The sequence below is a fragment of the Porticoccus sp. genome (assembly GCF_041592135.1).
Taxonomy (GTDB): domain Bacteria; phylum Pseudomonadota; class Gammaproteobacteria; order Pseudomonadales; family Porticoccaceae; genus Porticoccus.
This window is the reverse complement of sequence record NZ_JBFHQR010000051.1, coordinates 1-13,388: the sequence shown is the minus strand read 5'-3', so window position 1 is coordinate 13,388 and position 13,388 is coordinate 1. Positions and strand designations below refer to the sequence as shown.

Genomic DNA, 13,388 nt, shown 5'->3' with positions numbered 1-13,388 from the left:
GAGACACCCCATTCGAAAGTGTTCATCGGTGTCTGGACCGACCTCAGTGACAATCACCGCGCACAACTTGAGGTAGAGGACTATGCGGCGCGCGTTGAAGACGCCATGTATAACACCATCAACATGATCGCTGAACTCACGGAGCTGCGCGATCCCTATACCGCTGGCCATGAGGCCAGGGTCGGGGAACTGGCGGCGGCCATCGCCCGGGAGATGGGCTATGACGAACAGGTGCAACAGGGGCTGCGTATCGCCGGACTAGTGCACGATGTGGGCAAAATCGGCATTCCCTCGGAGATCCTGACCAAACCCGCGCGACTGACCAGCACCGAGTATGAACTGATCAAAACCCACGCCGAAAACAGTTTTCTGCTGCTAAAGGACATCGAATTTCCCTGGCCCATCGCCGCCGTCGCCCATCAACACCACGAGCGACTGGACGGCAGCGGTTATCCCCAGGGACTGAGGGGCGACCAGATCATTATGGAGGCGCGGATACTGGGCATTGCCGATGTGATCGAGTCCATGGCCTCCCACCGACCCTACCGGCCCTCCCTCAGCATGGAGGTGGCGCTACAGGAAATCGAAACGAACGCCGGTCGGCTGTACGACCCCGCCTGCGTCCGGGCCTGCCTGCGACTGTTCCGGGAAAAACACTACCAAATGCCGTCTGAAAAACTGGATCCCACCTTTGTGAGAATCGAGCAGTTTCGCTCGAAACACGAACTGGTAAGCTAGGGCCTTCACACCACCGACTTCCTCCCGGGAAAGCCTTTATTCCAGTTGCCTTCCAACTTCAACGGATGTTCAATCCCGCACTATCCTGTCAAGCCATTGGCAGGTCAGGTCGTATCGGGGCAATAGGGCCTGGCCGACGCGGGCTCGGCACGCTTTCATAAAACCCTCTCGGGAAAAAAGGCGCTGCTAGCTGTGCTCCCTTCTACTGAACGGAACCCTTTTCACATGAAACAAAACGAACCGATGTACCAGATTCCGGCCAGACACCGCCGGATGGAAAACCTGCATATTGATATTGCCTTCTGGCTGGTCAAGGATATCAGTTGGTGCATGGTGTGGAAGTTACTCGGCATCCTGATGATCATGCCGACCCTGAGTGTGGCGATATTCATCGCCTGGCGCACCCGGCACCTGGCGTCCGAATTGTCCCACAACCTGGCGATCGCCTGCTGGATCGGGGCCAATTCTGTTTGGATGATCAGTGAATTCTTCGGCTTCGATGAAAGGATCTTTTTCGGGCTTTTTGAAGGCAAATACCTGGCCATGATACCGTTCACGATCGGTGCCGCCATTCTGTTCTATTACTACGCTTGCCAGCGCAAGCAGGACACCGGAGAAGCACTGCGGGCAACCAGCTGATCTGTTTGCCGTACCGCAAGCCTTCCTGCGCCGGGTGGCTACATCGGCGGATTTGCCGGAAAGCAGAACCCGCGCAGTGTCCAGCTCTCACCCTGTCCGAGAAGTCGCCGGCAGAACGCCCAGCTACGACAACTCCCAGCTACTAGGGCCTGTTCACACTAATTTGTCGCGCATGCAGTTAACTACTATTCTCAATCTACAGGCCCAGCCTCCCGTTGCAATATAGTTAACCGATGCCAGGGAAGACAGGATTATGCGACGACTCCCAGACAGAACCCCAGCCGCGAACCCCCGCTCACAACGGAGTTCTCAATGAACCCCAAGTTGCGAAAACGCTGCACCCCCTCCTGCAAAATCATTGTGGGCTATGTCATCGCGGCCAGCCTGTGGATATTTTTCGGCGACTGGGTACTGTTCAGCCTGTGGCCCGATAAATCCGCGGTATTCCAACTCGGCCTGATCAAGGGTTGGGGCTTTGTTTTGTTCACCTCGCTGGTGCTATTTTTTCTGCTGCAGAAGAATACCCAGTTACTCTTCAAGGCCCAGCTGGCCGAGACGGCCAACCACCTGCTGCCCCTCTCCATCGACAAAATCTTTTCCGCCACGCCGGTCATCGTCTACGCTCTGGACTACCGGGATGGGGCAGCCACACTCACCTGGGTGAGCAACAACATCGAACGCATCCTCGGCTACAGGGTGGAAGCGGCTCTCGCCCCGGATTGGTGGCAGCGGCACCTGCACCCCGAAGATCGACAGCGGGCCGAAGAGGCCGGCACGAGGTTTCTGTCCGCCACCGGGGGCAGCCGCGAATACCGCTTCCGGCGCAACGACGGCGGCTACCTCTACGTCAAGGACGAGTTGCAGCTGATCGAGGAGACCCCTCATTCAAGGGTATTTATCGGTGTCTGGACCGACCTCAGTGACAATCACCGCGCACAACTTGAGGTAGAGGACTATGCGGCGCGCGTTGAAGACGCCATGTATAACACCATCAACATGATCGCCGAACTCACCGAGCTGCGCGACTCCTATACCGCAGGCCATGAGGCGCGGGTTGGAGAGCTGGCTGCTGCCATTGCCGCCGAGATGGGCTACGACAGCGAATATCAACAGGGACTGCGCATCGCGGGACTGTTGCACGACGTGGGCAAAATCGGCATTCCTTCCGAAATCCTGACCAAACCCGCGCGACTGACCAGCGCTGAGTACGAACTGATCAAGACCCACGCCGAGAACAGTTTTCTGCTGCTAAAGGACATCGAATTCCCCTGGCCCATCGCCGCCGTGGCCCATCAACACCACGAGCGACTGGACGGCAGCGGTTATCCTCAGGGACTCAGGGGCGATCAGATCATTATGGAAGCGCGCATACTGGCGATAGCCGATGTGGTTGAGTCCATGTCTTCACACCGGCCCTACCGCGCCGCTATTGGTTTGGAACTGGCGCTGGAGGAAATTGAGCAAAATGCCGGCACCCTCTACGATGCCAGGGCAGCCGCAGCCTGTCTCCGGCTGTTCAGGGCGCTCGATTATCAAATACCGCAGGCGGATAAACCCAATGATTTTTTCTACCAAATACAGGCATCCAGGTCTGTCCGCGAACCGATCAGCTAGCAGCTGAGCCCCAATCACAACTCATTAACCCCCAACCACCCGTTGCGCCGGTTGCACACCGGGGTTATCCGGCAGTGTTAGAATGGCCGCCATGACCTCACCCCCCCTGTTTCTGCCACCCCTGTCCCTGTATGTCCACATTCCCTGGTGTGTGCGCAAGTGCCCCTATTGCGACTTCAACTCCCACGCCGCAGGTGAGGCACTGCCCGAGGAGGCGTACGTTCAGGCGCTGATTCGCGAGCTGGACATCGAGTTGCCCTACGCCCAGGGCCGGTCGCTGGCATCGATTTTTTTCGGTGGCGGCACGCCGAGCCTGTTTTCGGCAGAGAGCATCGGCCGCATTATCCAGGCCGCGCGGCGGCGCATCGGCTTTGCGGAGGAGATCGAAATCACCCTGGAGGCCAACCCCGGCACCTTTGAGCAGGAGAAATTCAACGGCTACCGCAGCGTCGGCGTCAATCGACTGTCCATCGGCATCCAGAGCTTCAACGACCTGCACCTGCAGAAACTTGGCCGCATTCATACCGGGGAAAACGCCCACTCGGCAATTGCCATGGCCCGTCGGGCGGGCTTCGACAATTTCAACCTGGATCTGATGCACGGCCTGCCAGGGCAGACTGAACGGGAAGCGCTGGAAGATTTACAGCAGGCTATTGCCCTGTCCCCCAGTCATATTTCCTGGTACCAGCTGACCATTGAACCCAACACAGAATTCTATCGTCGCCCACCCGTACTTCCGGAAGAAAATGTGCTGGAAAATATTCAGGAATCGGGACAGATATTATTGCGAGAAAATAATTATATTCAGTATGAGGTTTCTGCCTTCGCCCGGGATAAAAAAGAATCTGTTCACAATAAAAATTACTGGCAGTTTGGCGATTATCTCGGCATTGGCGCCGGCGCCCACGGAAAAATTACCCTGCCCGATGAACAGCGCATTATTCGCACCAGCAAAACCCGCCTGCCCGCCGATTATCTGCAGCGCGACCACTCCTATACCGCCAGCTGCAAAAAAATCGCTGAAGACGAACTGGCGCTTGAATTTATGATGAACGCCCTGCGCCTGAATGCGGGGGTGCCCCGGGACTACTTTGCCGACCGCACCGGCCTGCCCTACAGTCGGGTAATAAATAGCTGCGAAAAACTGGCGGCCATGGGTTTGCTGGAAAAGGATGCCGACAGGATTCGCACCACACTCAAGGGCCACCAGTTTTTAAATTCCGTGCTGGAATTTTTTTCCGAATAGATTTTTTCTAGCAGCAGCTGGCCGATTTTTTTGCGCCGCTGTCAAACGGCAGCTCGCTGCCACAGCCTTTAAATATTCCCAGGTGTTTTTCAAAATTACCGGAAAATTCAAAATGATTTTTGAAGCGGGTTTCGTTCAACATACGATAACTGTTGCCGCAGACGGCAAACGGTTTTCCGGTTTCGATCAGGTGGTGTTTGTCCAGTAAAAAACGGTCCGGGGAATTGGCCACGGTGCCGCGATAAACCACTGCTTGCCCGTAGTCTTCACAAGCCGCCTCCAGGTTATCCAGTTTGAACAGGCGATAGGTGGCTGAATAAAATTTCAACTCACCGAGCTTCGCGCGAATCTCTTCACTGCCCACCGCCAGCGGCCGGTCATCCACCAGACGCGGGTCGGCAAACCCCGCCCGCTTGGCCAGTTGCAGGAAATCATTCCAGTACAGCGCCCCCGCCAGGCATTCACCGTACAACACGGCATCGCTTAACAGTTGCTCCGGCACCCGCCGGTCCGCGTAGACGTCGGAGAAATACAGTTCGCCACCGGGTTTCAGCAGTCGGTGGGCCTGCTCCAGCACCGCCCGCTTGTCCGGGGATAAATTGATGACGCAGTTGGAGACGATCAGGTCAAAACTGTTGTCCTCCAGACCCAGCTGGTCGAGTTTTTCGATATAGCCCTTGAGAAAGCGCACATTGGGCCGGGCCAGACCGAATGCCGCCCGGTGAAAGTCGATGTGACGATTGGCCACCGCCAGCTGCTCGTCGGTCATATCCACGCCGACCACTTCACCGCGCTCGCCCACCAGCGCCGACAGCACATAGCAGTCCTGGCCGGAGCCGCTGCCCAGATCGAGAATGCGCAGCCCCTCCAGCAACTCCGGCGCCACCAGGCCGCAGCCGTAGTACTTGCCACTCACTTCCGGGTGGATTTTTGCCATGATCGGCTTGATATGGTCGGGCACGCTGTCCAGGGTGCAACAGGCATCGGTCTGCAGATCTTCGGAGCCCTGTAGTGACTTGCCGTAGTAGTCCTTGACGGTATCGTACATCGCGAGTTTCTCGTATTGGTCAGATATCAGTGGCGCTGCCAGCGGTGGTATTTTTCCACCCACGCCAGCAACCGTGCCGGGCTGTGCGCTCGCTGCCAGTTGCCAGCGGCATATTTGTTGGCTTCGCTGAGGGTGGGATAACTGTGAATGGTACCGAGAATTTTCTTCAGGCCAACCCCCTGCTTCATGGCCAGCACCAGTTCGGCAATCAACTCTCCGCCGTGATGGCCCACCACCGCGGCACCCAGAATCCGGTCTTTGCCCGGCACTGTGAGAATTTTCACAAACCCGTTGGCGGCGTTATCCGCCAGGGCGCGATCCAGATCGTCCAGGCCGTAGCGGGTGACCTCAAACTCGATTCCCTGTGCTTGGGCATCCTTTTCTGTCAGCCCCACCTGGGCGACTTCGGGATCGGTAAACGTCGTCCTGGGGATCACCCGGTAATCCACCTTGAACTTGCGCAAGCACCCAAACAGCGCATTGACCGCAGCATACCAGGCCTGGTGGGCAGCGGTGTGGGTAAACTGATAGGGCCCCGCCACATCGCCACAGGCAAAGATATTGGGGATGCGGGTGCGCAGGTACTCATCCACCGTCACCGTGCCATTGCCATTGAGCTCGATGCCCAGGGATTCCAGCCCCAGGCCCTGGGTGTTGGCCTTTCTTCCCAGGGCAATCAACACCCGGTCAAACACCACTTCCCGTTTGTCCTCATCCGAGGCCGCCACGGCGACATGGCTCGCGCCCCGGGTCACAAACTCCTTCACCCGGTAGCCGAGCAGCAGCTCGACACCATCGCCCTGCAGGCCCTGCCGGACTGCCTCGGAAGCGTCGGCATCTTCTTTGGGCAACAGTCGCGGCCCCACCAGGGTGACCTGTGATCCCAGCCGCTGAAAGGCCTGCGCCAGTTCGCAACCGATCGGCCCGCCGCCCATCACCAGCAAGCGCTCGGGCAACACCTCCAGCTCCCAGAGATTCTCGGAGGTCAGGTAATCCAGCTCCGCCAGTCCCGCAATGGGCGGCACCACAGGGCTGGCGCCGCTGGCGATAATGATATTGCGCGCGCTGATCACCGCACCGTTCACCGCCACTTCCCAGGGCGACTTGATAACCGCTTCGCCCTGCACACAATCCACCCCCAGTTCGGAATAGCGCGCCACGGAATCGTGGGGTTCAACCTGCCGGATCACCTTCCGGACCCGGCCCATCACCCGGGCAAAATCCACTTTCGGCGCCGCCACCTCGATACCCAGTTCGGAGGCACTGTTAATCTCTTTAACGGCGCGAGCGGCCCGAATCAGCGACTTGCTGGGCACACAGCCGGTGTTGAGACAGTCGCCCCCCATGCGGTGCTTTTCCACCAGCGTCACTTTTGACTTAACAGCAGACGCAATGTAAGCGCTCACCAACCCGGCGCTGCCGGCACCGATTACCACCAGATTCCGGTCGAAGCGGGCGGGCCGGCAATAGTCGCGGTAGACCCGGCGCCGCTTGACGGCGTCCAGCAACCCCCGCGCCAGGTAGGGAAACAGCGCCAGCAACAGGAATGACAGCAGCAGCCCCGGTGTGAGGATCGCCGCGGCGGAAAAGCCTTCCAGCGAGCCGATTTCAGCGCCGGCATTCACATAGACCGCGGTGCCCGCCAGCATGCCCAGTTGGCTGACCCAGTAAAACCGGAAGGCCGAGATCGGCATCAGGCCCATCACCAGGTTGATGACCCAAAACGGAATCACCGGAATCAGCCGCATCGAAAACAGATAGAAGGGACCATCCCGCTCAATCCCCCGGTTGACCGTACCCAGGTAGCGGCTGAACCGCGCCTGTACCCAGTCGCGCAATAACAGTCGCGACACCATAAATGCCAGGGTGGCACCCAGAGAGCTGGCAAAGGACACCAGCAGCACCCCCGTCCACAGCCCGAAGATCATCCCGGCAATCACCGTGAGCAGCGCCGCACCGGGCAGCGAGAAGCCCGTCGCCACCACGTAAATCACAAAATACACCGCGGCGGTTAGCAGCGGTTGTTGTGCGTAGAGGGACTGGTAAAAGCCGGGACGAAGGTATTGTTCACCGTCGAAAAAGAGGTAGGCACCGACAACCAGGGCTATAACTAGCAGGGTGATTATTTTTTTTATGGGCATCTGCGCTCCAGGGCACCATGGTTGGTTCAGCAGCTTTAGAGGGGCTATTGGCCGATCAGTTCAGTACCCGGTGTCCAGCCACCTGGGCTGCTGTCATATAACGGACCAAAAAACGACATAATCTCTGCAGGGAATCAAACCGTCTCACCGAGGTGATGCCCATGAATGACATGCCCGAGCCACCGGATCATTCTGTACAGGAGCTCGCCGTGACCAGGGAAAAGCCGGATCTTTCCAGCGCCCAGTATTTCATCAATCGCCATATGAGCCTGATGCAGTTCAACCTGCGGGTTCTGGAGCAGGCGCTGAACGGGGATTATCCGCTGCTGGAACGCTTCCAGTTCCTGATGATTTTCAACAGTAACATGGACGAGTTTTTTGAAATACGGCTGGCGGGCCTGAAACGGCAGATCAGTTTTTCCCGCGAGATGGTCAGCGTCGATGGCATGCGTCCCAAAGATGTTCTGGACAGCCTCAGTGAGCAGTGCAAGGCCGCCACGGCCAAGCAATACCAGATTCTCAACGACGTGCTGCTGCCCGCCCTGGAGCAACAGCAAATCCGTGTGCTCAATCGCTCTCGCTGGACTGAGGCCATGACCCACTGGGCGGAGGAATACTTCCGGCAACAGGTGATGCCGGTGATCAGCCCCATCGGCCTGGACCCGGCTCACCCCTTTCCCCGGCTGGTCAACAAAAGCCTCAATTTTATTGTCTCCCTGGAGGGCAAGGATGCCTTCGGACGGGACAGCGGCATGGCCATTGTGCCGGCACCGCGCTCCCTGCCGAGACTGGTCCGGGTGCCCGACGAACTCTGTGAAGACGGCGATAATTTTGTGCTGCTGTCCTCCCTGATCCACGCCCATATCGACGATCTGTTCAACGGCATGACGGCCACCGGCTGCTACCAGTTCCGCATCACCCGCGATGCCGACCTGGACCTGAACGCCGCGGAGGTGGAAGACATTGCCCGGGCGCTGCGCGGCGAATTGCACTCGCGCCGTTTTGGCAGCGCCGTGCGGTTGGAGGTGGACCAGCACTGCCCGGAGGAACTGGTCAATTTTCTGCTCGAACAGTACAACCTGTCGGGTAACGAATTGTATCGGGTGGACGGGCCGGTCAATCTGGGGCGGATGAATCAACTGCGGCAAATGCTGAACCGCAGCGACCTGCTGTTTCCAACCTTCATTCCCTCCATTCCCAAGGCACTGCGCGGCCCCGACCCCAATATTCTCGATGCGGTGAGAAAAGAGGATATTCTGCTCTACCACCCCTTTCAGTCCTTCACCCCGATCATCGACCTGCTGCGCCAGGCGGCCAAAGACCCCGCCCTGCTGTCCATCAAGATGACCCTGTACCGCACCGGGTCGTCTTCGGAAGTCGTGGATGCCCTGGTGGAAGCCGCCCGGGCCGGCAAGGAAGTCACCGTGGTGATCGAACTGCGCGCCCGTTTTGACGAAGAGGAAAATCTGCAGCTGGCCACCCATTTGCAGGAGGCCGGCGCAGTGGTGACCTACGGTGTGGTGGGCTGCAAAACCCACGCCAAGGCCCTGCTGATGGTGCGCCGCTATGTACACCTGGGCACCGGCAATTACCACGCCGGCAACGCACGCCTCTACACCGATTACAGCCTGCTCAGCGCCGACACCGACCTGTGCAGCGATGTGCATAAAATCTTCCAGCAGCTCACCGGCATGGGCAAGGCGGAACGCATCAAAACCCTGTTCAGTGCGCCCTTTACCCTGAAAAAGAACCTGCTGCGCCTGATTGAAGCCGAGGCCGAGGCCGCGCGGCAGGGCAGGGAAGCCCATATCATCCTCAAGGTCAATGCCCTGACCGAACCGAAAATGATTACGACCCTGTATGAAGCGAGCATTGCCGGGGTAAAAATCGACCTGATCATCCGCGGCATGTGCTGCCTGCGGCCCGGAATTGCAGGGGTTTCAGACAATATTCGGGTGCGCTCCATTGTCGGCCGCTTTCTCGAACACTCGAGGGTCTACTACTTCCACAATGCCGCCCCCCGGGTATTCTGCTCCAGTGCGGATGCCATGGAGCGCAACCTGATGCACCGGGTGGAGATCTGCTTCCCGGTACTCAATCCCCGCTTGCAGGCGAGAATTCGCAGTGATTTGCAGAGTTACCTTCAGGACAACTGCCAGAGCTGGGCGCTGCAGTCGGACGGCAGCTACCGGCTAAACACCCCGGACCGGGGGCAGCCCCCGCTGTCGGCGCAACTGGAACTGCTCAACAACCTCACCGCTTAAACGCCTGTGGCTACTGACTAAACGCCAATGACCACTTAAATGCCGGTGACTAGGCCCCGTTCAGCCACAACTGAAAACCGATTTTTTTCAGAACCCGCTGTTCCGACTTGAGCGCATCACTGGTCAGCGGATGGCGCGCCAGCCAGCCGGTATCAAAATACAGGGCGATCTCAGGGCCGGCGACCCGCGTTGAAAACAGCGGTTCACCTTCCACCGGGGTGACGTATTTGAACAGCGTCGCCAGCCGCATCAGCGCGCACAGTCGTCGCAGATGCAGGGTTTGCTGCTCGTCAAAGCCCGCAAAATCCTCCACCGGAAAACGCTGCCGGTGGCTGCGCACCAACAGCGCCAGCACCCGCTGCATCTGCCTGCTGAAACCCGGCAGGTCGGAGTGTTCGATCAGGTACTGGCCGTGCTTGTGGAACTGGGTATGGGCGATGCTCAAGCCCACTTCGTGCAGCCGCGCCGCCCAGCGCGCCAGGTCCCGGTCCGCCTCACTCAACTGCCAATCGGCGGCCGCCGCGTCGAATAGCAGCATCGCCATAGCCTCCACCTGTTCGGCGTTCTGCTGGTCCACCTCGGCGCGGCGCATCAGCGCAGAGACGGTGCGTTCGCGAACATCCTCGTGTTCCAGACGGCCCATCATCTCGTAAACCACGCCTTCGCGCAGCGCGCCCGGCGAGGTGTGCATGTGTTCAATGCCCAGGGCATCAAAAATACCGCTGAGAATAGCCACGCCGGGCACAATCACACCCCGTCGCCGCTCACTGAGACCGGGCAGATCGGTCAGTTCGTCGAAATGGCCGTGGGAGAGCAGCAGCTTGCGCAGACTGGCGAGGCTGTCCGCACTGATACCCTCGTCAGTCCAGCCCTTTAGGGCGACCACCAGCTCCACGCTGCGCATGGTGCCGGAGGAACCCACGGCATTATCCCAACCCTGGCGCTGATAGGCTTTGCGAATGCGCAGCACTTCCTGGTAGGCCGCCTGATAGGCCCGGGCAAAACGCTTGGGGGAAATTTTTCCCTGCGGGAAAAAGCGGTCCCGGTAGGTGACACACCCCATGTGCAAACTTTCCCGCAACCTTGATTCAAACCGCTGGCCGATAACAAATTCGGTACTGCCACCGCCGATGTCCACCACTAGCCGCGAATCATCGTCGTCGGCAAGGGTGTGCGCCACCCCCAAATAAACCAGTCGCGCCTCCTCGCGGCCGGAGATCACTTCCACCGGGCATCCCAGCAGGGCTTCCGCCGGCTTGATAAACGCTGGGGCATTTTTGGCCGCCCGCAGGGCATTGGTGCCCACCACCCTCACCAGATCGGGGTGCAACTTATCGATCACCTGACGAAACCGCGCCAGGCAGGCGAGGCCGCGAGCGATCGCCTCCGGCGCGAGACGTCCTGACTTCATCTCCGCCGCCAGCTGGACCCGCTCCCCAAAGCGTTCAATGGGACGCATCTCACCGTGGTTAACCCGCGCCACAATCATGTGGAAACTGTTGGAGCCGAGATCGATGGCGGCCAGTGTCTGGTCCTGTTCGGTGGTGTTATTCAATAGCTTGGTTTCCTGGGCCTGTTTGTGGCGGCAGCATTTGTTACTCGTCGGGGGCGGGTGCTATGATTCAGGGTAATTCTACCCCCTTACCATTCAATAGACATTAATCTGGAGAACCCCATGAGCGACAACATCGTTCACATCACCGATGCCAGCTTTGCCAGCGAAGTACTGGATGTCAGCACACCTGTACTGGTCGACTTCTGGGCAGCCTGGTGCGGCCCCTGCAAAATGATTGCACCCATTCTGGATGAGCTGGCAGACGAGTACGCCGGCAAGGTGAAAATCTGCAAAGTGGATGTGGATTCCAATATGGAAACCCCCGCCAAATTTAATGTTCGCGGCATCCCGACCCTGATTCTGTTCAAGGACGGCAACGTCGAAGCCACCAAAGTGGGCGCGCTGTCCAAAACCCAGCTGATCGAATTCATCGACGCCAGCCTTTAAAAAAACCGCTGCGGTGGCGCGCAAGGGCCACCGCACCAGTTATTGCGCTTTAATCTGGCCGCGCCTATACTGCACCTCAACCACGTCGATGTCCTTCGACGAGTATTAAGAACTAGCGAATAATTCCGATAAGCCCTTCCAGGACACCAGCTCAATTTCTCGACCGGCTGTCAGCCCGTCTCAATTCCAAAAAGTCACTATGTCTGTACTTATGAACTTAACCGAACTTAAAACCAAACCAATTGATGAACTTCTGCAAATCGCCGAAGAAATTGGCCTCGACAACCTCGCCCGCTCCCGCAAACAGGATGTTATTTTCAGCATTCTGAAACGCCACGCCAAAAGTGGTGAGGACATCTACGGCGACGGCGTTCTGGAAATTCTGCCCGACGGGTTCGGTTTTCTGCGTTCCGCTGACAGCTCCTACCTGGCCGGTCCCGATGACATCTATGTCTCCCCCAGCCAGATTCGCCGCTTTAACCTGCGCACCGGCGACAGTATTTCCGGCAAGATCCGGCCCCCCAAGGAAGGCGAACGCTATTTCGCCATGCTCAAGCTGGATGAGATCAACTTCGAAAAACCGGAAAACGCCCGCAACAAAATTCTGTTTGAAAACCTGACGCCACTGTTTCCCGACGAGCGCCTGGTACTGGAAACCGGCAACGGCTCCACCGAGGACATCACCGGCCGCATCATCGACCTGATTTCCCCCATCGGCAAAGGCCAGCGCGGCCTGATCGTGGCACCGCCCAAAGCCGGTAAAACCATCCTCATGCAGCACACCGCCCAGTCCATTATCCGCAACAACCCCGAATGCTACATCATGGTGTTGCTGATCGATGAACGCCCCGAGGAAGTGACCGAGATGCAGCGCTCGGTGCGCGGCGAGGTGATCGCCTCCACCTTTGACGAGCCACCGGCTCGCCATGTGCAGGTGGCCGACATGGTGATCGAAAAAGCCAAGCGCCTGGTGGAACACAAAAAGGATGTGGTGATCCTGCTGGACTCCATCACCCGTCTGGCGCGCGCCTACAACACCGTGCAACCCTCTTCCGGCAAGGTGCTGACCGGCGGTGTGGACGCCCATGCCCTGGAGCGCCCCAAGCGTTTCTTTGGCGCCGCGCGCAACATTGAGCAGGGCGGCAGCCTGACCATTATCGCCACGGCGCTGGTGGAAACCGGCTCCAAGATGGACGAGGTGATCTACGAGGAATTCAAGGGCACCGGCAACATGGAACTGCACCTGGATCGCAAGGTGGCGGAGAAACGGGTCTACCCGGCTATCAATATCCGTCGTTCTGGTACTCGTAGAGAAGAATTGCTGATGGGCGAGGAAGAGCTGCAACGGGCCTGGATCCTGCGCAAGCTGCTGCATAGCATGGAAGACGCCGATGCCACCGAGTTCCTGATCGACAAGCTGAAGGATTCCAAGACCAACGACGAATTCTTTATGTCGATGAAGCGCAAGTAAGCGCGCTTAACGGCCAATAAAAAGCCCGGCATTTGCCCACTGCTGTCCCACAGTTGAAAGTCATAAGGCGAACCTCATTTGAGGTTCGCCTTTTTTCTGTCTCGGTGGGTCGGGGCACAGGAGCTCTTTTAAGGCTCTTCGCTCAAATAAATTCAGTTGGATCAACCGCAGAATCCGCTGTACTGTCCAGCCCGCTCTGGCACTGTGGCGAGCAAATGCCAACAG

Annotated in this window: 10 protein-coding genes and 1 pseudogene; 7 read left to right on the top strand and 4 right to left on the bottom strand. The window is 58.4% G+C overall.

What is annotated here, in order from left to right:
- The 4 genes from ABY948_RS06520 to hemW form a co-directional block, all read left to right on the top strand.
- A partial coding sequence (locus ABY948_RS06520) for an HD-GYP domain-containing protein (protein ID WP_461481712.1) occupies nucleotides 1–738 on the top strand: 738 nt, incomplete at its 5' end.
- Between the two features lie 225 nt (nucleotides 739–963).
- Nucleotides 964–1,377 carry a hypothetical protein gene (locus ABY948_RS06515; RefSeq protein WP_461481711.1) on the top strand — a complete coding sequence of 138 codons (414 nt, stop codon included), beginning with the start codon at nucleotides 964–966 and terminating at the stop codon, nucleotides 1,375–1,377.
- Between the two features lie 312 nt (nucleotides 1,378–1,689).
- Nucleotides 1,690–2,991: an HD domain-containing phosphohydrolase gene (locus ABY948_RS06510; RefSeq protein WP_461481710.1), complete on the top strand. Its 1,302-nt coding sequence runs from the start codon at nucleotides 1,690–1,692 to the stop codon at nucleotides 2,989–2,991.
- Nucleotides 2,992–3,082: 91 nt separating this feature from the next.
- A complete protein-coding gene (gene hemW, locus ABY948_RS06505) occupies nucleotides 3,083–4,237 on the top strand; it encodes a radical SAM family heme chaperone HemW (RefSeq protein WP_461481709.1) in 1,155 nt (384 codons plus the stop codon).
- Nucleotides 4,238–4,244: 7 nt separating this feature from the next.
- Here the strand turns inward: hemW and ABY948_RS06500 are convergent, their stop codons facing one another.
- Both ABY948_RS06500 and ABY948_RS06495 read right to left on the bottom strand, forming a co-directional pair.
- Entirely contained in the window at nucleotides 4,245–5,285 is a 1,041-nt protein-coding gene (locus tag ABY948_RS06500) for a methyltransferase domain-containing protein (protein WP_461481708.1), read from the bottom strand.
- Nucleotides 5,286–5,311: 26 nt separating this feature from the next.
- Nucleotides 5,312–7,426 carry an FAD-dependent oxidoreductase gene (locus ABY948_RS06495; RefSeq protein ID WP_461481707.1) on the bottom strand — a complete coding sequence of 705 codons (2,115 nt, stop codon included), beginning with the start codon at nucleotides 7,424–7,426 and terminating at the stop codon, nucleotides 5,312–5,314.
- 161 nt (nucleotides 7,427–7,587) lie between these two features.
- Between ABY948_RS06495 and ppk1 the strand changes: the two genes are divergently transcribed.
- Nucleotides 7,588–9,690, top strand: a complete 2,103-nt coding sequence (gene ppk1, locus ABY948_RS06490) for a polyphosphate kinase 1 (RefSeq protein WP_461481706.1) — start codon at nucleotides 7,588–7,590, stop codon at nucleotides 9,688–9,690.
- Between the two features lie 49 nt (nucleotides 9,691–9,739).
- On the opposite strand, the gene ppx is transcribed toward ppk1, so the two are convergent.
- Entirely contained in the window at nucleotides 9,740–11,245 is a 1,506-nt protein-coding gene (ppx, locus tag ABY948_RS06485) for an exopolyphosphatase (protein WP_461481705.1), read from the bottom strand.
- A 120-nt stretch (nucleotides 11,246–11,365) separates the two neighbouring features.
- Between ppx and trxA the strand changes: the two genes are divergently transcribed.
- Both trxA and rho read left to right on the top strand, forming a co-directional pair.
- Complete coding sequence (gene trxA / locus ABY948_RS06480; RefSeq protein WP_461481704.1) at nucleotides 11,366–11,692, top strand: thioredoxin TrxA; 327 nt, start codon at nucleotides 11,366–11,368, stop codon at nucleotides 11,690–11,692.
- A gap of 211 nt (nucleotides 11,693–11,903) precedes the next feature.
- Nucleotides 11,904–13,163: a transcription termination factor Rho gene (gene rho, locus ABY948_RS06475; RefSeq protein ID WP_461481703.1), complete on the top strand. Its 1,260-nt coding sequence runs from the start codon at nucleotides 11,904–11,906 to the stop codon at nucleotides 13,161–13,163.
- A 60-nt stretch (nucleotides 13,164–13,223) separates the two neighbouring features.
- Here the strand turns inward: rho and ABY948_RS06470 are convergent.
- A pseudogene (locus tag ABY948_RS06470) lies at nucleotides 13,224–13,388 on the bottom strand (IS4 family transposase); the annotation flags it as partial.

Bases quoted from the DNA above. Each gene is read 5' to 3' on its own strand.
- ABY948_RS06515 (WP_461481711.1), top strand. From the start codon at position 964: ATGAAACAAAACGAACCGATGTACCAGATTCCGGCCAGACACCGCCGG.
- ABY948_RS06510 (WP_461481710.1), top strand. From the start codon at position 1,690: ATGAACCCCAAGTTGCGAAAACGCTGCACCCCCTCCTGCAAAATCATT.
- hemW (WP_461481709.1), top strand. From the start codon at position 3,083: ATGACCTCACCCCCCCTGTTTCTGCCACCCCTGTCCCTGTATGTCCAC.
- ABY948_RS06500 (WP_461481708.1), bottom strand. From the start codon at position 5,285: ATGTACGATACCGTCAAGGACTACTACGGCAAGTCACTACAGGGCTCC.
- ABY948_RS06495 (WP_461481707.1), bottom strand. From the start codon at position 7,426: ATGCCCATAAAAAAAATAATCACCCTGCTAGTTATAGCCCTGGTTGTC.
- ppk1 (WP_461481706.1), top strand. From the start codon at position 7,588: ATGAATGACATGCCCGAGCCACCGGATCATTCTGTACAGGAGCTCGCC.
- trxA (WP_461481704.1), top strand. From the start codon at position 11,366: ATGAGCGACAACATCGTTCACATCACCGATGCCAGCTTTGCCAGCGAA.
- rho (WP_461481703.1), top strand. From the start codon at position 11,904: ATGAACTTAACCGAACTTAAAACCAAACCAATTGATGAACTTCTGCAA.